17 protein-coding genes are annotated in these 19,907 nt (G+C 41.2%); 14 read left to right on the top strand and 3 right to left on the bottom strand.

The annotated features are described in order from the left end of the window. Nucleotides 1–4: 4 nt before the first annotated feature. Nucleotides 5–1,180: a putative sensor domain DACNV-containing protein gene (locus tag P2W72_RS02870; RefSeq protein ID WP_276359376.1), complete on the top strand. Its 1,176-nt coding sequence runs from the start codon at nucleotides 5–7 to the stop codon at nucleotides 1,178–1,180. Between the two features lie 80 nt (nucleotides 1,181–1,260). Here P2W72_RS02870 and P2W72_RS02865 read toward each other — a convergent pair whose 3' ends face one another. Genes P2W72_RS02865 through P2W72_RS02855 form a run of 3 tightly spaced genes read right to left on the bottom strand, consistent with a single transcriptional unit; the run spans nucleotide 1,261 to nucleotide 3,773 of the window. After that, a complete protein-coding gene (locus P2W72_RS02865; RefSeq protein ID WP_276359375.1) occupies nucleotides 1,261–2,298 on the bottom strand; it encodes an agmatine deiminase family protein in 1,038 nt (345 codons plus the stop codon). A gap of 1 nt (nucleotide 2,299) precedes the next feature. After that, nucleotides 2,300–3,187, bottom strand: a complete 888-nt coding sequence (locus P2W72_RS02860; RefSeq protein WP_276359374.1) for a carbon-nitrogen hydrolase — start codon at nucleotides 3,185–3,187, stop codon at nucleotides 2,300–2,302. A 43-nt stretch (nucleotides 3,188–3,230) separates the two neighbouring features. After that, complete coding sequence (locus P2W72_RS02855; protein ID WP_276359373.1) at nucleotides 3,231–3,773, bottom strand: hypothetical protein; 543 nt, start codon at nucleotides 3,771–3,773, stop codon at nucleotides 3,231–3,233. A 98-nt stretch (nucleotides 3,774–3,871) separates the two neighbouring features. Between P2W72_RS02855 and P2W72_RS02850 the strand changes: the two genes are divergently transcribed. From P2W72_RS02850 to P2W72_RS02790, 13 genes are all read left to right on the top strand, one after another. Further along, entirely contained in the window at nucleotides 3,872–4,693 is an 822-nt protein-coding gene (locus tag P2W72_RS02850) for an MBL fold metallo-hydrolase (protein ID WP_276359372.1), read from the top strand. A gap of 67 nt (nucleotides 4,694–4,760) precedes the next feature. Beyond that, a complete protein-coding gene (locus tag P2W72_RS02845) occupies nucleotides 4,761–5,135 on the top strand; it encodes a transmembrane 220 family protein (RefSeq protein WP_276359371.1) in 375 nt (124 codons plus the stop codon). Nucleotides 5,136–5,247: 112 nt separating this feature from the next. Continuing rightward, a complete protein-coding gene (locus P2W72_RS02840; protein WP_276359370.1) occupies nucleotides 5,248–6,117 on the top strand; it encodes an EboA domain-containing protein in 870 nt (289 codons plus the stop codon). Between the two features lie 20 nt (nucleotides 6,118–6,137). Next, complete coding sequence (locus P2W72_RS02835; protein ID WP_276359369.1) at nucleotides 6,138–7,121, top strand: TatD family hydrolase; 984 nt, start codon at nucleotides 6,138–6,140, stop codon at nucleotides 7,119–7,121. A 4-nt stretch (nucleotides 7,122–7,125) separates the two neighbouring features. Then, on the top strand, nucleotides 7,126–8,007 hold the full coding sequence (gene eboC, locus P2W72_RS02830) for a UbiA-like protein EboC (RefSeq protein ID WP_276359368.1): 882 nt from the start codon (nucleotides 7,126–7,128) through the stop codon (nucleotides 8,005–8,007). 57 nt (nucleotides 8,008–8,064) lie between these two features. After that, a complete protein-coding gene (locus P2W72_RS02825) occupies nucleotides 8,065–9,195 on the top strand; it encodes a 3-dehydroquinate synthase (protein WP_276359367.1) in 1,131 nt (376 codons plus the stop codon). Next, complete coding sequence (gene eboE / locus P2W72_RS02820; protein WP_276359366.1) at nucleotides 9,192–10,400, top strand: metabolite traffic protein EboE; 1,209 nt, start codon at nucleotides 9,192–9,194, stop codon at nucleotides 10,398–10,400. Before P2W72_RS02825 ends, eboE begins: the two co-directional genes overlap by 4 nt. Before the next feature lie 8 nt (nucleotides 10,401–10,408). Further along, complete coding sequence (locus tag P2W72_RS02815; RefSeq protein ID WP_276359365.1) at nucleotides 10,409–11,761, top strand: nucleotide pyrophosphatase/phosphodiesterase family protein; 1,353 nt, start codon at nucleotides 10,409–10,411, stop codon at nucleotides 11,759–11,761. A gap of 82 nt (nucleotides 11,762–11,843) precedes the next feature. Beyond that, the gene (locus P2W72_RS02810) at nucleotides 11,844–12,410 is read left to right on the top strand and encodes an RNA polymerase sigma-70 factor (protein ID WP_276359364.1); all 567 of its coding nucleotides are present in this window, start codon (nucleotides 11,844–11,846) and stop codon (nucleotides 12,408–12,410) included. A gap of 92 nt (nucleotides 12,411–12,502) precedes the next feature. Then, a complete protein-coding gene (locus P2W72_RS02805; RefSeq protein ID WP_276359363.1) occupies nucleotides 12,503–13,555 on the top strand; it encodes a FecR domain-containing protein in 1,053 nt (350 codons plus the stop codon). A gap of 98 nt (nucleotides 13,556–13,653) precedes the next feature. Further along, nucleotides 13,654–16,989 carry a SusC/RagA family TonB-linked outer membrane protein gene (locus P2W72_RS02800; RefSeq protein ID WP_276359362.1) on the top strand — a complete coding sequence of 1,112 codons (3,336 nt, stop codon included), beginning with the start codon at nucleotides 13,654–13,656 and terminating at the stop codon, nucleotides 16,987–16,989. A 30-nt stretch (nucleotides 16,990–17,019) separates the two neighbouring features. Continuing rightward, a complete protein-coding gene (locus tag P2W72_RS02795) occupies nucleotides 17,020–18,564 on the top strand; it encodes a RagB/SusD family nutrient uptake outer membrane protein (RefSeq protein WP_276359361.1) in 1,545 nt (514 codons plus the stop codon). A 13-nt stretch (nucleotides 18,565–18,577) separates the two neighbouring features. Next, a complete protein-coding gene (locus P2W72_RS02790) occupies nucleotides 18,578–19,885 on the top strand; it encodes a Gfo/Idh/MocA family oxidoreductase (RefSeq protein ID WP_276359360.1) in 1,308 nt (435 codons plus the stop codon). The last annotated feature ends 22 nt before the right edge of the window (nucleotides 19,886–19,907 follow it).

Genomic DNA, 19,907 nt, shown 5'->3' with positions numbered 1-19,907 from the left:
TAGGATGTATATTAGAGAAAAAAACAGCGGATATTCTACCATGCTTACCGAATCAACATATAAGGCGGCCTCTGCAGTGGCTTCTATTGCGGAAAGACATTTTTCTTCCCATCTGGAAGAAGCCATGCAAAGCGGTGAAAAGGATCTTGCGGCTGCACCAACTGCAGGGCAAATTGAAATGATGCTGGACACAGCTTTTTGGGCCAGTTTAAGGAGGGAAGAGGGAAATTCACCCAAGATATCTCTGGCCTTTCTTTCACCTGAACAGGCGGGATATCCTCTTTGTTTTGAGAACAGACTTGCATTTAATGCAGGAGTATTGACAAAGCTTGGTCCGGGAGTAGAACGCCCCGGCATTCACCTTGGTGTGTGGTTTGATGATAATGGCATGTATGTCTGGGGAACAACCCATAAGATACCCAACTACTGTTTTGTGCTGGACGTTTCAGAACCCGGCTTGCTTGTGATTAAACATCGCAGAATGAATGGATTCGGTAAATTCACCAATATTGTCGTTCTCATAGGAGATCAGATCAAGGTTGTGGATGAAAGCAGTCGAAACCTGCCGGATTGCCCGGTCTTGCTCTCTTCATTACTCGGATTTGCTTCTGCATCTGAAGATAATTCTGTGAATGTTCTGATTCAGCTGGCTGCCTCCATGCGTGCTCACAAGCATGGGGGAACTTTGCTTGTGGTGCCTTCAGGAGCCGATCATTGGCGGAAATCTATACTCCGGCCTGTAAAATACTCCGTCTCTCCTCCATATACTGGTTTAACGGATCTTATGAAAGAAGATCAGAGTAAATGGAATTCAACTGTATGGCTTGGGGATCTTAATCGAGAAATTGAAAGCATAGCCGGATTAACGGCAATAGACGGGGCCACTGTAATCAGCGAGAAGCATGAAGTCCTTGCTTTTGGTGCTAAAATTGGCCATATAGATGGTAATCCGCGGGTTGAACAGATTCTCCTCACTGAGCCTATTATCGGCGGTGAAGGACGATTGGTTAATCCTGCCGGAAGTGGTGGTACACGGCATACTTCGGCTGCACAATTTGTTCATGATCAGAGAGATGCCATTGCTCTGGTTGCATCTCAGGACGGAGGGTTTACAATTTTTACCTGGTCTCCATGTGATAGTATAGTGCATGCACACAGGATTGATAGTCTGCTGCTGTAAGAACAGGGTACCGTATAAATTTAACCTGAGGCCAATGTTATGAGGAACTGCAAATAAGCTCAGAATTTTCTGATGACCGTTTATTCAGGTATTTGCTGACTTAAGCAATGCAGTGTTCCGAATCCCCAGATCAGGTCGATTGCGCTGATTGGAATGATGGTTCTGTCAGGAAAACATTCTGCGATAATATTCAGGGCTTCACGGTCACGCGGATCATTAAATACAGGCACAAGTACAGATTTGTTCATAATCAGGAAATTGGCATAGCTTGCCGGCAATCGTAATCCTTCAAATTCAAGTGCCCCGGGCATTGGCAGGCACACAATCTTTGGAGTTTTTCCGTTCTCTAATCTGGAACTCTGTAAACGTTTCAGATTTTCCTGCAGTGCTTTATAGTTGCTGTCCTCGGGGTCAGATTCAACAACTGTGATGATTGTGTCTTCATTGACAAAACGGGCAAGATCATCAATATGTCCGTGGGTATCATCACCTGTAATTCCATCGCCAAGCCAGATCACATTGCTCACTCCCAGATATTCTTTGAAGATTGCTTCATAGTCAGTTTTGCTGAGTCCCGGGTTTCTTACCTGGGTTTTCTGATCCATCAGACATTCTTCGGATGTAAGAAGGGTTCCCTTACCGTTCACATCTATTGCACCACCCTCAAGGATCACCGGTTTTCCTTTATAGCTTACCTGACTAAGAGGTACGTTCAGGAATGATGCGACCTTAGCAGGAACATTCCTGTCAAGTTTATAATTCTTATATTTTGCCCATCCGTTAAAGTTGAAGTTCAGAGCCTCTCTTTTCGAACCATTCCTAACGATGATCGGACCGGAGTCGCGCATCCAGCTGCGGTTGGTTTTTTGAATGATAAAGGAAACTTTTTCGAGCTTAACATGAGCCATTTCAAGCATTTCCCTGACGCTGAGTTTCTGCTTTTCATCCCTGACCAGCAAAAATACCTCTTCAAAAATACTTACCTTTTTAATAAACTCGGTAAAAGCCCATTGTATGGCTCCGAATTTACCCGGCCAGTCCTTACCATTATGAGGGAAACAAAGTAAAATACCCTGTTGATTCTCCCACTCTGCAGGAAATCTTCTTGTTGTACTCATCTTAAAGGATTGCTCTTTTTGTGATATCTCCAAAAGCATCTATTCTGCGGTCTCTGAAGAAAGGCCAGTTCTGACGTACATCTTCCTGTAATTGCAGGTCAACTTCTGCAATCAGTATTTCCTCCCGGTCATGCGAAGCCTGGGCCAGGATCTCTCCCTGCGGTCCGGCAATAAAGGAAGAACCCCAGAACTGAATGCCGGCAGTCCCCGGAATATACTGCTCCAGGCCGATGCGGTTTGCTGCAGCCACATAAACACCATTAGCTACTGCGTGGCCTTTCATAACTGTCATCCAGGCATTATGCTGCTTCTCTCCGTACCGGGCTTTCTCCAGCGGATGCCAGCCTATGGCAGTTGGGTAGAAAAGTACTTCTGCACCCTGCATTGCTGTTAATCTTGCAGCTTCCGGATACCATTGATCCCAGCAGATCAGCGTTCCGATTTTCCCTATTTTTGTAGGGAAGGTTTTGAAGCCTATATCTCCGGGAGTGAAATAAAATTTTTCGTAAAAATGAGGATCATCCGGAATATGCATCTTACGGTATAATCCTGCTTCAGTACCATCGGTATCAATAATATACGCACTGTTATGATAAATACCAGCCATCCTTCTTTCGAAGAAAGGGACAATGATTACTACACCCAATTCTTTTGCAAGAGCACTGAAAGCGGTAAATGATGTGCTGTACAGGGGTTCTGCAAGTGAAAAGTTTGCCGTATCCTCTGACTGGCAGAAGTAGTGACTGCTGTAAAGCTCGGGAAGTGAAATTACTTCTGCTCCTTTTGCCGCAGCGTCACGAACCCAGCTGATACATTTTTTTAAATTGTTTTCAGGTTTATCGTTCAGATTCAGCTGCAGAACAGCGATGGAATACTTGCTTTTTGACATGTTCAATAAGATTGGTCCCGTAAAGGCCGCAAAATTACTGAATTTATTTAAAAGTTATCCCCAGACCAAGGCGAATAGAACTGATGTCAAAACTGCTGCCGAGCACAAAACCCATGGGATAGTCTATCTTCTGATAATTATAGCCGGTTTGAATTCCGAGATTGAGTCCGGAATTTACCGGGAATGAATAAGACAATCCTGCACCGGCTGTTAGTCCCTTACTCAGATTATTAAACAGTTTTACAGCATAACCGCCGTATAAATCTGCCTTAAGTCCGCTTAATTCAGGATTGAAAAAATAGGATGCATTCAGGGTTAGTGGCAGGGTATTATAGGTTTTGCCACCTGCATTTTTGAAATTATCTGTTCCAAGGGCAAAGCCAAATCCGAAATTTTCACCGATCAATCTTGATACTCCGGTTCTTGTTCTGAATCCGTTAAGTTCAGAATTGTCTGTTAACGATGTGCTGCCATGGATTAAGGCACTTATTTCAGTATAGTTGATCACTTTTTTTCTTTGGGCAATTACATCTGTAAAGCCTAAGCATAATATGGCAGATAAAAATATGTAGCCTTTTAGTTTCATTGTTTAGTTAATTGATGAATTAAACGAATATAGACCATTATGAATACTCTTTAATCTTTTTCTGTAATTTTAGAGCTACAGAAAATAGTTCATTCTTCATGGCTTTATCCTTTGCATCATTGAATTCGGGCAGTAATGGCAATTGCTATTATCTTGCCAATGAGAAAGATGCTATTTTTGTTGATGCAGGCCTGAGTTGCAAAGAAACGGAGAGGCGTATGGCACGTATGGGTCTTTCAATGGAAAAAGTAAGGGCTATATTTGTCTCTCATGAGCATTCTGATCATATCCGGGGGATTCCGGTTTTGTCAAAAAAATACAGATTGCCTGTTTATATCACTCAAAGAACGTTAAAAAGCACCGGATTTGAACTTGATGAGCAGCTGGTCAGGCACTTTAATGCAAATGAAGAAATTTTAATCGGAGAGCTCTCTGTTCTTGGATTTCCCAAATTTCATGATGCCGCTGATCCGCATAGTTTTACTGTCAGCTGCAGAGGCGTAAGAGTTGGTGTTTTTACAGATATCGGAACTCCCTGCGATCATTTGATACATCATCTTTCAGGGTGCCATGCTGCATTTCTGGAAGCAAATTATGATGAGGATATGCTGGATAAAGGTACCTATCCCTACCATCTGAAAGCAAGAATCAGGGGAGGCAACGGACATTTGTCAAACAGACAGGCATTTGAGATCTTTCAGGAAATGGGGACTCAAATGAGTCATTTGCTGCTTTCGCATTTAAGCAGGGATAATAATAAACCTGAACTTGTGCTGGATTTGTTCGGGGAAATTGCAGGCAATACAGAAATTGTAGTGGCATCCCGGTATTGTGAATCTAAAGTTTATCATATAGGGAAAAATGATAAAAAGCTTATGTCTGGAATGATGAGGCCGGTACAATATTCGCTTTTTGATTAGATTCATGATCCAGATCATTTTACATATCCATTTTATGGAATACATTAGCTCCAAATCAATATAAATTATGTTACTGCTCATCCTGAATATTATCTTTTGCCTGTCATTCCTTGTTTTTGCATGGTTTAATCTGAATGACAGCGATTTTTGGCTTTGGGTACCTATCTATATGGCTGCTTCCATACTTTGCGGACTGGCCGGATTCGGAATGTATTATCCAATGACCTATTTGTTTCTGATTGCATTTTATCTGATTTATGCCATTATTCTGTTTTTTACGAAAGACGGAGTTCGCGACTGGATTCTGAAATATAAACAACCAAGTATTACTGAAAGTATGCAGGCTACAAAGCCTTATATTGAGAATACCCGCGAATTTTTCGGTCTGTTAATTATTGCAGCAGCATTGGCTTTGAATTATTTTGTGTCGGGGGGAATTTAAGCAGCTATTCAGCGTAATTATTAAATAAGGCAAATGCAGAATCTGTCTGATTTTTTTTAAATTTCGCTGCAAATAATTGCTATTTGAGTAATTTATAAATCAATTTTGGGCTATGTTTGACTACGATGCAGAAAGATTAAGACTAATCCTTACTGAACTTACCCGTTCAACCCTGAACTCTGATGCCTGGATTTGGTTAAATGAAAAAATCAATTCCGGAAAAATTGCAGATTTTAATACCGCATTTGTCCTGATGCCGCGTAAGACCGGAAAATCAGTAGTACATGTTAGTGATGAACTCTCAGAGGAGATTAATAGCATCAAGCCGGGCTTAACCTTTAAAAATTGGACTGCTGATCGTCTTGGACGTATTTATCTGATCTTTAACCTGGATGCTACCGATCATGCAGTATACGTAAAGACAGTTGAAAATCTTTTTCTCACAGCCGAAGTTTCTGAGCTGGTAGCTCTGTACTCATCACTTCCGGTATTAGCCTGGGCAGATGCATGGAAGTTGAGATGTGCCGAAGGTATTCGCAGTAATATTGGTTCTGTTCTTGAAGCAATTATGTATGATAATCCTTATCCTTCTGATTATCTGGATGAAAATGCCTGGAATCAACTGGTGATGAAGGCTTTCTTTACGGATAAGGATGTTAACAGGATTATCGGTCTGGATGAACGCGCCAATGCCGATCTGAAGGCTACTATTTCTGACTATACAGCTGAGCGGAAAGCTGCGGGCAGGAAGATTAACCCCTTCCTTTGGCGACTTACTGCTAAATTTATGGATGCAGAATTGCTGAATGATCTTGGAGAGCTAATTAAGCATGGAAGTAAAAGAGAAAAGCAGGCGGCTGCCCTTACCCTGTATTATTCAGATTTTCAACCTGCAGCGGATCTGCTGGATGAACATCCTGAGTTTTTGGCAGCAATTAAAAATAAAGAGCTTAACTGGGATACACTGAATCCTGAAGATTGAACTATATAAACTGAGAAGAAATGTGTTGTAGCCATTCATTTGAAGACAAGCGGCCTTTGGCCCCGATAGAAAAGATGGATCTTGAGATCATTAAAGGGATGAAATTTTTTGATCCCCATGTTCATATGAGCTCGCGTACCACTGATGATTACCAGGCAATGGCCGATGCAGGAGTTGTTGCATTGATTGAACCGGCATTCTGGTTGGGACAGCCACGTACCGGAATTGACAGTTTTCGTGATTATTACAGTAGTCTTGTAGGTTGGGAAAGATTCCGTTCCTCTCAGTTTGGAATTAAACATTATTGCACGATAGGTCTGAACTCGCGCGAAGCGAACAATGAAGGGCTGGCTGAAGAAGTAATGGAAATTCTACCGCTCTTTGTTTATAAAGAAGGTGTGGTGGGAGTAGGCGAGATAGGATTTGATGATCAGACTGCTGCTGAAGAAAAATATTACAGATTACAGCTGGAGCTTGCCAAAGAGGCAGGCCTTCCGGTTCAGATACATACTCCTCACCGTGATAAAAAGCGCGGAACACAACGTAGTATGGATATTGCCATAGAGCATGGTCTTGACCCATATATGGTCATTGTTGATCATAATAATGAAGAAACAGTTAAGGAAGTGCTTGATCGCGGATTTTGGGCTGCATTTACGATATACCCGTTTACCAAAATGGGGAATGAAAGGATGGTAGAGCTGACCAGGCAATATGGCTCAGAGCGGATCATGATCAACTCGGCTGCCGATTGGGGGATAAGCGATCCTTTGGCAGTGCCTAAAACTGCTGCCCTAATGAAGTTAAGAGGCATCAGTGATGAGGATATCCGTAAGATCACATATTCAAATGCAATCACTGCTTTTGCACAAAGCGGGCAGATTGATGAAAATGATTTTATCGGCCCTCAGCAGATCGATCAGACCGAAAGATTTGAAGGCAATACTGTTCTTAGAGGCGGACAAGTACCGCGTACCGATAAGTCATCAATCATAATTTCTTAATTGAATGACCAAGGCCGGAGTATATCTGCGACTGATGCGCCCTGCAAATATTGTGACTTCAGTTGCAGATGTATTGGCGGGTATTTCTGTTTCAGGATATTTTTTGACTGAAAATCCTCAAATAATCCCGGTACTTTTACTTTGCCTGTCAACTATTGGATTGTATGGGGGAGGGATTGTTTTCAACGATGTTTTTGATGCAGACCTCGATAGGATAGAAAGGCCCGAACGGGCAATTCCGCGAGGTGAAGTAAGTTTATCAGAAGCAATAGTATTTGGAATTGTTTTATTGATGATTGGGGTTTTTGCTGCCTTTGCATTATCTGTACTGTCTGGAGTTATTGCATTTTTGATTGCCGTATTTGCCCTTATTTATGATAAATTCGGAAAGCATCATGCCTTTTTAGGTCCGCTGAACATGGGTATCTGCAGAGGTTTGAATCTTTTGCTTGGAATCAGCATCATTAGCCTGTCTCTTCAGAGTTTTTACTTTTTAGGCCTGATACCTCTGATCTATATCTTCTCAATAACCATGATCAGTCAGGGCGAGGTACACGGATCAAACAGGAATAAACTCTATCTGGGCGCTTTTCTGTATTTGCTTGTAATCAGTGCTGTTTTGTATCATTCATGGGTGCAGGGAGAGTTAATACTATCAGGTTTGTTTATTATTTTGTTCGCGTATATGATTTACAAACCATTATTTGCAGCAATTCGGGAGCCGCTTGGGAAAAATATTGGCAAAGCAGTCAAAGCCGGGGTTATTTCTCTGATCCTGATGGATGCGGCATGGGCAGCAGCCTCGGGGTTTCTGGTTGGTGCATGTTTCATAGCAGCTCTGCTCCCCTTGTCATTACTGCTTGCGAAACGTTTTGCCGTTACTTAAAGAAAACTATATTTACTTAAAAAACTATCTCATTCGCTTCGGAATGAGTCTTATTCTATGAAATATCTGCAACAATCCTTTTCTGTTAAGTTTGAATACAAAGTATATTTTACATCCGGACTCTTTGATCTTTCAAATCCGCTCTTCAATGATTTTTTCAAATCAGATGACAGTTCAAAGAAAATTTTCTTTGTTGTGGATGAGGGTGTTGGCAGGGTGGTTTCTGATCAGATAAATGCTTATTTCAATTTATATAAGGCTTTAAATCTTGTTCCTGAGATCTTGTTTGTTCCGGGAGGAGAGCAGGTTAAGAATGATACTAAATATTTCGATCAAATTCTGGAGGCTGTAAATACACATAAGATCGACAGGCATTCTTATATTGCAGCTATTGGCGGAGGTTCAGTGCTCGACCTTGTGGGTTATGCTGCGGCAGTATCGCACAGAGGGATCAGGCATATCCGTATACCAACAACGGTTCTTTCGCAGAACGACTCGGGGATCGGAGTAAAGAATGGTATTAATTATTTCGGTAAGAAAAATTTCCTTGGAACCTTTGCTCCGCCGTTTGCAGTATTTAATGATGAACTTTTTTTAAATACTCTTGGAGAACGCGACTGGAGGTCGGGTATTTCTGAGGCAGTAAAAGTTGCTTTGATTAAAGACCCTGTATTTTTTGAGTGGATTGAGACTAATGCAGGTTTGCTTGCTGCCCGCGACAGGGAAACGATGAATTATCTGATCATCAGATGTGCTGAGCTTCATATGCAGCATATTGCCGGCAAAGATCCGTTTGAATCGGGATCTTCCCGTCCGCTGGACTTTGGTCACTGGAGCGCCCATAAACTGGAGCAGCTTACTGATTTTAAGGTGCTTCATGGTGAAGCTGTAGCTATGGGAATGGCTTTGGATACGGTATATTCTAATCTTTCGGGTTATTTATCAGATCATGATTGCTCAAGAATATTAAGCCTGTTGCAGCAATTAGGATTTGAGCTTACCCACCCGTTGATGGAAACGGGAAGCGATAATTCTAAGATTTTGCTTGGCCTGGAAGAGTTTCGTGAGCACCTTGGTGGCGAATTGACCATTATGCTGCTTGAAAAGATAGGCTCAGGAATAGAAGTGCATAAGATGGATGCGGAGATACTGAAAAAGGCTGAATTGGTTTTAATAGGAAAGCAATGAAACTTGTACACGGACATTTAAGCTATTGTACAAATATACATGCCGGGGAGAGCTGGGCTGAGCATTTTGCTGCTTTAAAAAAGCACATTCCCGTTATTAAAAAGGGAGTTTCCCCTGATCAGGCTATGGGTATAGGTCTAAGACTTTCAAATTCTGCAAGCCGGGATATTTTGAAGGCTGATCAGTTGCAGATTTTCAAGAAATGGCTTTCAGAAAATGATGCCTATGTTTTCACCATGAATGGATTTCCGTATGGTGATTTTCATCATGCCCTTGTGAAAGACCAGGTACATGCTCCAGACTGGACCAGTAACGAAAGACTGGAGTATACCCTTCGCCTGTTTGATATACTTGCTGAATTGCTACCTGAAGGTCTTGAAGGCGGTATTTCCACATCCCCGCTAAGTTATAAATATTGGTTTCCAACCAGGCAGCTGGCAGAGAAAGCCATGCTGAATGCCACTCATCATATTGTTTCAGTAGCTGAACATCTTTACCGGATAAAAGAAAAAAAAGGTATCGGTTTACATCTGGATATTGAACCTGAACCAGATGGGTTGCTTGAAACCGGACCAGAGTTTATTCACTGGTTTGAAAATTACATGCTCCCTGTGGCAAAGGCTGTGCTTCCGTCCCGGTTACAGATTACTGAAGCAGAAGCAATATCCTGTATCAAAGAACACATCTGTTTATGTTATGATGTTTGCCACTTTGCAATCGGATATGAGCCTATGAACGATATCCTTGCAGATCTGTCGGCCAGAGGGATCCGTGTCGGAAAAATTCAGATCAGTGCAGCCTTGAAAGCCGGGATGTCTGCTGATGCTGATCTGAGAAAAGATACGGCGGAAGCTTTTTCAAAATATATGGAACCTACCTATTTGCATCAGGTAATTGCCCGTAAATCAGATCGTTCACTGATCCGTTACCGTGATCTTCCCGATGCTCTGAAGGATGCTGAAAATTTGGATGTGGAAGAATGGAGAGCTCATTTTCATGTTCCCGTATTTGCAGAGAATCTTGGTCTGCTTCGCTCTACCCGTTCTGATATCGTTGAAATTTTACACAGGTACAAAAGCAATCCTTTTACAGATCATCTGGAAGTAGAAACGTATACATGGGAAGTATTACCGGAGACATTAAAGTTACCAATCGATCAAAGCATTATCAGGGAACTCAACTGGGTTAAGGCTGAATTGAAATAATCAACCACATGAATAAAACCGTCGTTATCGATATTGTCGGGCTCTCAACTTCTGTCATTGGAGAGTATATGCCTTTTTTGAGCGACTATGTGAAGCGCAAAAACCTGATAAGGCTTAAGCCTATGCTACCTGCAGTGACCACTTCAGTTCAATCCACCTATCTGACCGGAAAATGGCCTGCAGAAACAGGGATTGTTGGCAATGGCTGGTACGACAGGATAGATTGTGAGATCAAATTCTGGAAGCAATCGAATAAGCTTGTAAACGGCGAGAAAATTTGGGAGGCAGCAAGGAAGGAAGATCCTTCATTTACCTGTTCAAAAATGTTCTGGTGGTATAATATGTATTCATCTGCAGATTACGCGGTTACTCCCCGTCCGAATTACCTGGCAGACGGACGAAAAATGCCGGATTGTTATTCTCATCCGGCCGGACTGAGAGATATATTACAGGAAAAACTTGGACAGTTCCCATTATTTCAATTCTGGGGGCCCGGAGCTAATATTAAATCTACAGAGTGGATTGCAGACGCAAGTATGATTACGGATGATTTGTATAATCCGACATTAACACTGATCTATCTTCCCCATCTGGATTATTGTCTTCAGAAATTCGGCCCGGATTTTACGAAAATCAGTAAGGAGCTGACAGAGATTGACGAAGTGCTCAGAAAACTTGTTGATTTTTATGAGAAAAAATCAGCTAAAGTTATTCTGCTTTCAGAATATGGGATAGCTCCGGTTAAACATCCATTGCATCTGAACCGTTTATTCAGAGAACATGGATTGTTGGGTATCCGCGAGGAAAGAGGTCTCGAACTGTTGGATCCGGGTGCTTCCAAAGCTTTTGTGGTAGCTGACCATCAGGTTGCTCATGTATATATCAATGATCCATCAGTGAAAAACCAGGTAATTTCATTGCTGCAAGAGGTGAAGGGGGTAGAATTGATTCTGGATAAAGAGCAACAGGCTGAGCATCATATAAATCATGAACGTTCAGGAGATCTGGTACTTATGGCTGATGAAGACAGCTGGTTTACTTATTATTTCTGGCTCGACGATGAGAAAGCACCTGATTATGCACGGTGTGTGGATATTCATAAAAAACCAGGCTATGATCCGGTTGAGATGTTTATGAGTTCCAAACTTCGTGCAGGGTATAAGCTCCTTAAGAAAAAGGCAGGGTTCAGATATGTGATGGATGTTATTCCTTTGGATGCATCTCTGATTAAAGGTTCGCATGGCAGAACCGGGGCCCTTCCCGAATATCAGCCTGTATTGATTTCTGATTATAAACATACGGTAGATTCAATCCCTGCAACAAAGGTTTATGATGTGATCATGTCTGCACTCAGGGGATAATTTTCAGAAATTATCCTGTAGTGAATTATTTTTTGCATTTGTTAAATTTCTGTTACCTTAGGTTAGGAGAACTTTAATGCTTGTGAAAAATCAGTTTAATCAGCTTCCTGAAATAGTAAGCCGTTTGGCATTGTCAGGCTGTGAACAGGCTTATCGTGAGCTGTTTAATTTACTGTACCTTCCTTCTAAAAAGTTTTCATTTTGCATACTTAAATCTAATGAAGAGGCAGAAGAGGTGGCTGAAGATGTCATGATCACACTCTGGAAGCAAAGGGATTCATTGCCGCAGATCAATAACATACATGTCTATGCACTTGTTATTGCCAAGAACTTATCTTTAAACATACTTCGTAAAAATTCAAAGAATAAAACTGCATCTATTGACGATGTGGATATAAATTTTTTCTTCGACAGCTCGAGTCCTGAGCAAATCATTATTGACAACGAGTTAAAACAGAGACTTGAACGTGCAATTCAGAGCTTGCCTCCTAAGTGCCAGCTGGTGTTCAAGCTTGCCAAGGAAAATAATCTGAGTTATAAAGAAATAGCAGAAGTACTTTCCATATCAGTTAAAACTGTTGATGCCCATCTGGTAGCAGCCACGCAGAAACTTGCACTCATTTTTAAGGCAGAGTTTCAAATTAAATAATTCCCTTCCGGAAAATATTTTCAATCAGACTAGGGAGTTTTTCTTTTTTCGTTGTCCTTCAAATAAAACCACAATAAAGAGTCTGAATGGTCATGCACGAAAAGCGCATAGTTGAATTGTTAACCCGCAAAATTGCCGGGGAAGCTACTCCGGAAGAACTGGGGGAACTTTCTTATTTATTGTCTAAATATCCCGATGCGGTTTACTATGAGGCTTTGCTTGATCAGGTATGGGATTTGGGAAAAAGAGATGAAAGTGAAGATGTGCAGCAAGCTTTTGAGAAGCATAAGCTGAAATATAAAACGGAGCTTGAGTTTGTTGAGGTAAGGGAGGAGCGGTCTTTATTTTCTATCCTTAAAAAACCCATTATAGCTTATGCTATGCTAATCTGCATATTGATATCTGCATCGCTTTACTTCTTTAATTTTCGCCAGTTTAAACAAAAAGACGTAAGAGTAGACATCATTGCAGGAAAGGGTATTCGCAAGGAAGTAAAATTACCTGATGGAACTCTGGTTCGCCTTAACAGTGACAGTAAACTTTCATACGACCTTGATATGCAAAGCCAGGAGCAGCGAAATGTTGTGCTGACCGGTGAGGCATTCTTTAAGGTGGCTCATGATAAGAAGCGCCCTTTTATAGTTAAGACCAATGAAGTTGCGATTAAGGTTCTGGGTACAGAGTTTAACGTTAGAGACTATCCCGGCGATAAGGAATCTGAAACTACTTTAATGCAGGGCTCAATTGAGCTGACCATTAACGGACGTACTGAACAAAAATTTATTCTTAAGCCTTCAGAAAAGCTTGCATTGGTCAAAGATGATTCAAAGAAAGTAGATGTGAATCATAGCTCGGTTTTGATGATCGACAATATTTCTCCTTTAAAATTGGGTAATGAGGAATACATTGAGGAAATATCCTGGACAGAGAACAAGTTTGTGTTTCAGAATGAAACGATGGAAGACCTGATCCCGAGGCTTGAACGCTGGTATAATGTTAAAATAGTGCTGAATGATCCTTTGATCAGATCTTTTCGTTTTACCGGGGTCTTTGTAGATGAAAATATTTTACAGGCTTTAGAGGCCATGCAATTAATCAAATCCTTTAACTATGAACAGAAAGAAAATGAAATAAGAATCTACTAAACAAAAAAGCAGGAAATGCGCCAACATTCCCTGCCTTAATTTTCCAATCGTAGCGCAAACTACATAATCAGATTATTAACCTTGTAATTCACAAAAGTATGAAAAAACGAGAACTATTATGCAAAACAGTTCTGTTACCTGATTCTACAAAAAAAAAACTCTTATTAATGCTAAACTGGACAATCACTCTTACTTTCCTGCTTGTCTTGAAGGTATCAGCGAGCAGTTATTCACAGAACTTAAAAGTTGATCTGGATTTCCAAAACGTGAAATTTAAGCGGGTCCTTTCTATTATTGAGCAAAAAGGTAATATTCGCTTGTTATACAGCGAACAAAATCTGCCTGCAGACAGATCAATTACCTTGTCAGTTAAAGACACACCGGTAATGGATGTTCTGGGTATGATCTTAAAGGATACAAAACTTGGATTTCGTGTTCTGGAAAATGGATTGGTGGTTATTTCTCCCCAAAATGGCGAAGTTAGAGACATCAAAGTTAGCGGTACCGTTACCGATGCCAAAGGTGAAACACTTCCCGGGGTAAGCGTTAAACTTAAAGGAACCACAATTGGAGCTACCACTGATCTGGATGGAAGGTACACCATCAATGTTGCAGATAACAACAGCATTCTTGTCTTTACTTACGTCGGGTTTACCACACAGGAAGTTCCCATTAATGGACGTAGTACTATCAACGTAAAACTTGAAGCAGAATCAACGGCATTGACTGAAGTGGTGGTGGTAGGGTATGGTACGCAGAAGAAAGCCGATCTCACGGGTGCTATTAGTACAGTATCAGGTGCGGTTCTTGCAAAACGTCCTGCTACGAATACTGCATTGGCATTGCAAGGGATGAGTCCGGGATTAACTATTCTAAATGGAGGAGGAGAACCCGGACGAGAAAACGTTGGGGTACGAATTCGGGGAGTTGGTACCTTGGGCAATTCCAACCCATTAGTTTTAGTGGATGGCATTGAGCAGTCACTTTCAACTGTTGAACCCAGTAACATAGAATCACTTACCGTTTTAAAGGACGCTGCGTCCGCTGCAATTTATGGTTCGCGGGCAGCAAACGGTGTTATTCTAATTAAAACCAAGCGGGGTGCCGAAAGTGGCATTTCGGTATCTTATAACAATAATATAGGGTGGAAGAATCAAACTATTTTTCCTGAAAAAGCCGATCCTGTCAGCTGGTTGAGACTGGAAAATGAAGCACAGGTAAATGCTGGTGGTGCTCCTGCATTTAGCGAGAAGTATATTGAAAATGTTGCGGCTGGCACCAATCCTTTAGAATTTCCTTTCGCCAATTGGGAAGATGGAATATTTAATTACAATGCTCCCGATCAGCGTCATTCCGTCACCATATCAAGTGGTGGAGCGAATGGGAAAATGTTTGCTTCAGCAGACTATTTTGATTCGGATGGTATTCTCCAGAATTTTAATAATAAACAGATAAGTTTACGTCTTAATTCTGACCTGTACGTATCTAAAAAACTAACTCTCAATACGAATCTAATGTACAGAAATAGAGATTTCAGTGGACCTGGATTTACAGGTCAACAAATAGTCCAGGGTCTTCTGCACACAAATAGGAGTATTGTAAGTGAATATCCTGATGGAACGTATGACTTGGTAAGTGGTCAATGGAATCCACGTGCAATGGTAAGTCTGGGTGAGACCAGTAGTGTTAGTGATGATATTATTGGTCAGGTGGGCTTTACTTACGCTATTCACAAAGTCCTTTCACTTGAGGGAAATGTTTCCATTAATTCAAGAGGGACCAGCGGATTTGTATTCAACGACGGGCTTGCTGGTATGAGAAATTATTTGACCGGCAACCTGGTTCCGGTAGGCGGATGGTTTGCCACGAACACCTTACGTGAAACTCAACTTAATCAAAAGGAACTAAGCCAAAGGGCATACCTGAATTATAATGATACTTTTGATAAGCACAAAGTTCAGGCAATGTCCGGATATGAAGAAATAGGCAACTATCTTAAACAGACAGCTGCATCCAGGGATAACTTTTTTAGCAATGATCTCCGGAATTTAAGTGCAGGAGCCGTAAAAAATCAGACTACTGGCGGTTCTATAGAGGAATGGCGACTTCGTTCTTTTTTTGGCAGAATAAATTATTCGTTTGACGATAAATATTTATTTCAGGCTAACATAAGATATGATGGATCTTCTAGATTTAGAGAGGGTAATAGATGGGGGCTATTCCCTTCATTTTCTGCAGGATGGCGCATCTCCGAAGAAAAATTCTTAAAAGACAGCAAAATAATTAATACTCTGAAACTCAGAGGGTCCTGGGGACAATTAGGGAATCAAAACATTGGCCTTTATAGGTTTCAAAATAATTACAACCTCAGTCAGAGTTATCAATTTGGCGGTGTTGTGGTTCCTGCTGCTGCTGTTACAAACGCCGGAAACCCGGACATCACATGGGAAACCTCAACCATGACAAATATAGGTCTGGATATGGGGTTTCTGAATGATAGACTTGAGGTGGTTACCGAATATTTTTGGAAATACACAGACGATATTTTACTTAATTTACCCATTCCTAGCACCATAGGTGTAGCTGCTCCTTTACAAAATGCGGCAGCAGTATCTAATAAAGGTTGGGAAGTGGCCGTAAATTACAGTAGTGCTCCCAGAACGGACAAGGGGTTTCAATATTCAGTAGGTGTCAACTTTTCGAATGTGGTTAACAAAATAGAAGATTTGAAAGGAGCTGGTCCATTTTTCCCTGATAAATTCACTGTATGGACAGAAGGCGAATCTATTAATTCATTACGGGGTTTGAAATCGCCAGGTCTTTACCGCACAGATGCTGATCTGAAAAAATATCCTGCAACTCTCAATCCTAAGGTAAAAATTGGAGATATTATTTATGAAGATTTGAATGGAGATGGTGTAATCTCCCAGTCTATGTTTCCGGCAGGTGATCAATATATTATGGCAAATGAAGATCCCAAATATGAATTTGGTATCAGATCCAATGCTTCATATCGTGGTTTCGACATTGCAATGTTCTGGCAAGGTGTTTTACAACAGGAGCATACTATGGATGGAGCGCTGATAGAAGGGCCTAACTGGCAAAATTTTATTTCTGCAGAAATGGCCAGAGAAACGTATCACCCGGTAAGAAACCCTGTTGGATCCTGGCCGCTGGTAACAGCTGGTAATACCTGGAATCTTAATTTGTCTGATTTTTGGCTTCAGGATACAAGATATCTCAGGTTGAAAAATTTACAAATTGGATATACAATCCCTCAGAAGCAGGTGGCAAGTTTACGTGTCCATGTATCGGGTGAAAATATGTTAACCTTTACCCCCACAAAGTTTTTTGATCCTGAAACTCCCAGAGGAAGGAGTCAGTTCTCCCCGCACACTAAAATAGTTAGTGTAGGTGTGAATGTTAGGTTTTAATATTAAAAATATATAAACAAGAAAGTTATCATGAAAAAAGTTAATATAAGTATATTGCTATGTATTTTCGTTTTTTGGGGGTGCGAGGATGATTTGAATTTAATCTCTCCTGGCGAAGCCTCTCAAACGATTTATTGGCAACAGGAAAGAGATGCACTATTGGCGGTAAACGCTGTTTACAGTGAATTAGATGGCCCACAGATGGTTCAAGAGTTAGACGCAGTTACAGATATAGGATTTCGAGCTTCATCAGGTCCCGGAACATTCCATGATGTAGGTGCGGGTACAATAGACCCGGTAAATGATGCGATAACATCTCAGTGGAATCGATATTATAGAGGTGTTCGAAAAGCAAATGATGTGATTACCAATATTGATCGCATTAAACTTGGTGATGCTAAAGTGCTGGCAAGATTGAAAGCCGAAGCCAGATTTCTGCGCGCTTTTTATTACACACAACTATCCAGTTTGTGGGGTGATGTCCCATTAATATTGGAACCATTAGAAATCAATGACCATAGAGGTCGTGATGCTAAAGTCAAAGTGGTTGATTTTGTAATTAGTGAATTAGACCTTATTATTACTTCCAATGCTCTTCCCAAAAGTTATAGCAGTGCTGATGTCGGAAGGGTAACCCATGGAGCAGCATTAGCATTAAAAGCAAGAATAGCTCTCCGTAATGGTCGGTTTGGGGTAGCGCGCGATGCTGCACAAGCGGTGATGAATTTAGGAGTATATGAGTTGTATCCGAATTATGGTAAGCTGTTTCAGTATGCCGGTGAAAATTCTAAAGAAGTAATTTTTGACAGGCAATACACAGTAGGTGGTAATACATATAATGCTTTTGCTTACTCTGCGGCTACCATAGGTGGAAGTTCTGTTGTAGAACCAATTCATAATTTGTTTAAAAAATATGAATACAAGGGGACGGTAAATCCAAATAATCCTTATGAGAACATTGATCCTCGATGGAACTTTACTGCTTATTACACCGGAGAGCCCATCGGTAACAGTGTATATAACTCCTGGCCGGATAGTAAAACGACTGATAGGGTAAGTGCTAATGAATGGGCTACTGATCATGGCTATAATCTTAAAAAATGGATTGACTATGACTTGGATAAGGGTAATCCGGGAATTGGAGCCATTAATATGATTCTTATACGATATGCTGACGTACTTTTAATGTACGCTGAAGCAAAAATTGAATTGAATGAGCTTGACCAATCAGTATACAAGGCAATAAATGATGTTCGTGGACGACCTAGTGTTGAAATGCCTCCCATTACTACGGGTAAGACTCAATCTGAATTAAGGCAAATAGTCAGAAATGAACGTGCCGTGGAACTGGCGTTTGAAGGGTTGCGTCTATTTGATATGAACCGGTGGAAAATTGGTGATGAAAAAGCTGGGCTGGTACAAGGAATGTATTACCAGGCTCAGGGTAGCACGAATTGGATAATTTGGAATAATGGCTTTGTAAGAAAATTTAGAGCTGACAGGGACTATCTATGGCCTATTCCCCAAGTAGAAATGGAAATTAATGACAAAATAACTCAAAATCCAAATTATTAAATTATCAATAGTCATGAAAGAAAATATGCCTGGATACTGGGCTACAAACCGTAGATCATTTTTGAAATCAACCGGCGCTGTAGTACTTGGAAGTACAATTGGGTTAAATGTGGGATTTCAAAATCCCACATTTGCCCGAAGTAAAAACACATTGAAAGTAGGTTTAATCGGATGTGGAGGAAGAGGTACCGGTGCCGCCAGTCAGGCTTTAAAAGCAGATCCGAACGTTATTCTTACAGCAATGGCTGATGTTTTTCAGGATCGCCTGGATTCATCTTATGATATTTTGCTTAAAGCACATCCGGATAAAGTAAAGGTTCCCAGCGAAAACAGATTTGTTGGTTTTGATGCTTACCAGCGTTTGATTGACTCAGGGGTTGATGTGGTTTTACTGACCACCCCGCCTGCATTTCGTCCGGAGCAGTTAACAGCTGCCGTGAATGCCGGTAAACATATATTCTGTGAAAAACCGGTTGCGGTTGATGCTCCGGGAGTAAGAAAAGTTCTGGCAGCTGCAAAGAAGGCCAAAGAGAAAGGTTTGTCGCTGGTTTCAGGATTCACTTTCCGCTATGACCAACCGAAACGTGAGTTGTTTGGCCGGGTTCAGAATGGTGAGATTGGGGATGTGAAAATGGTTAATTCTACAAGAAATGGTGGAGGACTCTGGTATTTCGAGCGTAAACCGGAATGGACAGAGATGGAATATCAGATGCGTAACTGGTACTATTACGATTGGCTTTCGGGCGATTTTATCGTTGAAATGGTTGTCCATAATCTGGATATGATGACCTGGGCTATAGGCAGCCAGATGCCTTTGAAAGCTTTTGGCACCGGAGGAAGACAATCCAGAGTTGAAGAGAAGTTCGGTAATATTTACGATCATTTTGCCTTGGAGTTTGACTTTGCCGGCGGTATCAAGGGATATAATTTCTGCCGTCAGCAGGATGGATGTGCTTCCAAAAATTCTGTTGAAATCATAGGCTCTGAAGGTACGGCCTTTTATCAGGGTAACGTTCACAAAATCAGCGGTAAAAATAACTGGGAGTATCAGGGCGAAAAGAAAGATATGTATCAGGTACAGCATAATGAACTTTTTGAATCAATCAGAGCCGGAAAGCCTATGAATGATGGAGAGATGATGGCTAATAGTACCATGCTGGGAATTATGGCCAGGATGGCAGCTTACAGTGGTCAGAATATAACATGGGAACAGGCAATGAATTCCAATCAGGTTCTGGGCCCCGATTTTTATCAGTATAGCTGGGATTTAAAATGGCCGGTTCCACCACCCGCAATACCGGGTGTGACTAAAGTTTTGTAAGGTTTGTCTCGCCAAGACGCTA

This window comes from Daejeonella sp. H1SJ63 (assembly GCF_029360775.1).
Taxonomy (GTDB): domain Bacteria; phylum Bacteroidota; class Bacteroidia; order Sphingobacteriales; family Sphingobacteriaceae; genus Daejeonella.
The sequence above is the reverse complement of the archived record's forward strand: the minus strand, read 5'-3'. Positions and strand labels throughout refer to the sequence as shown.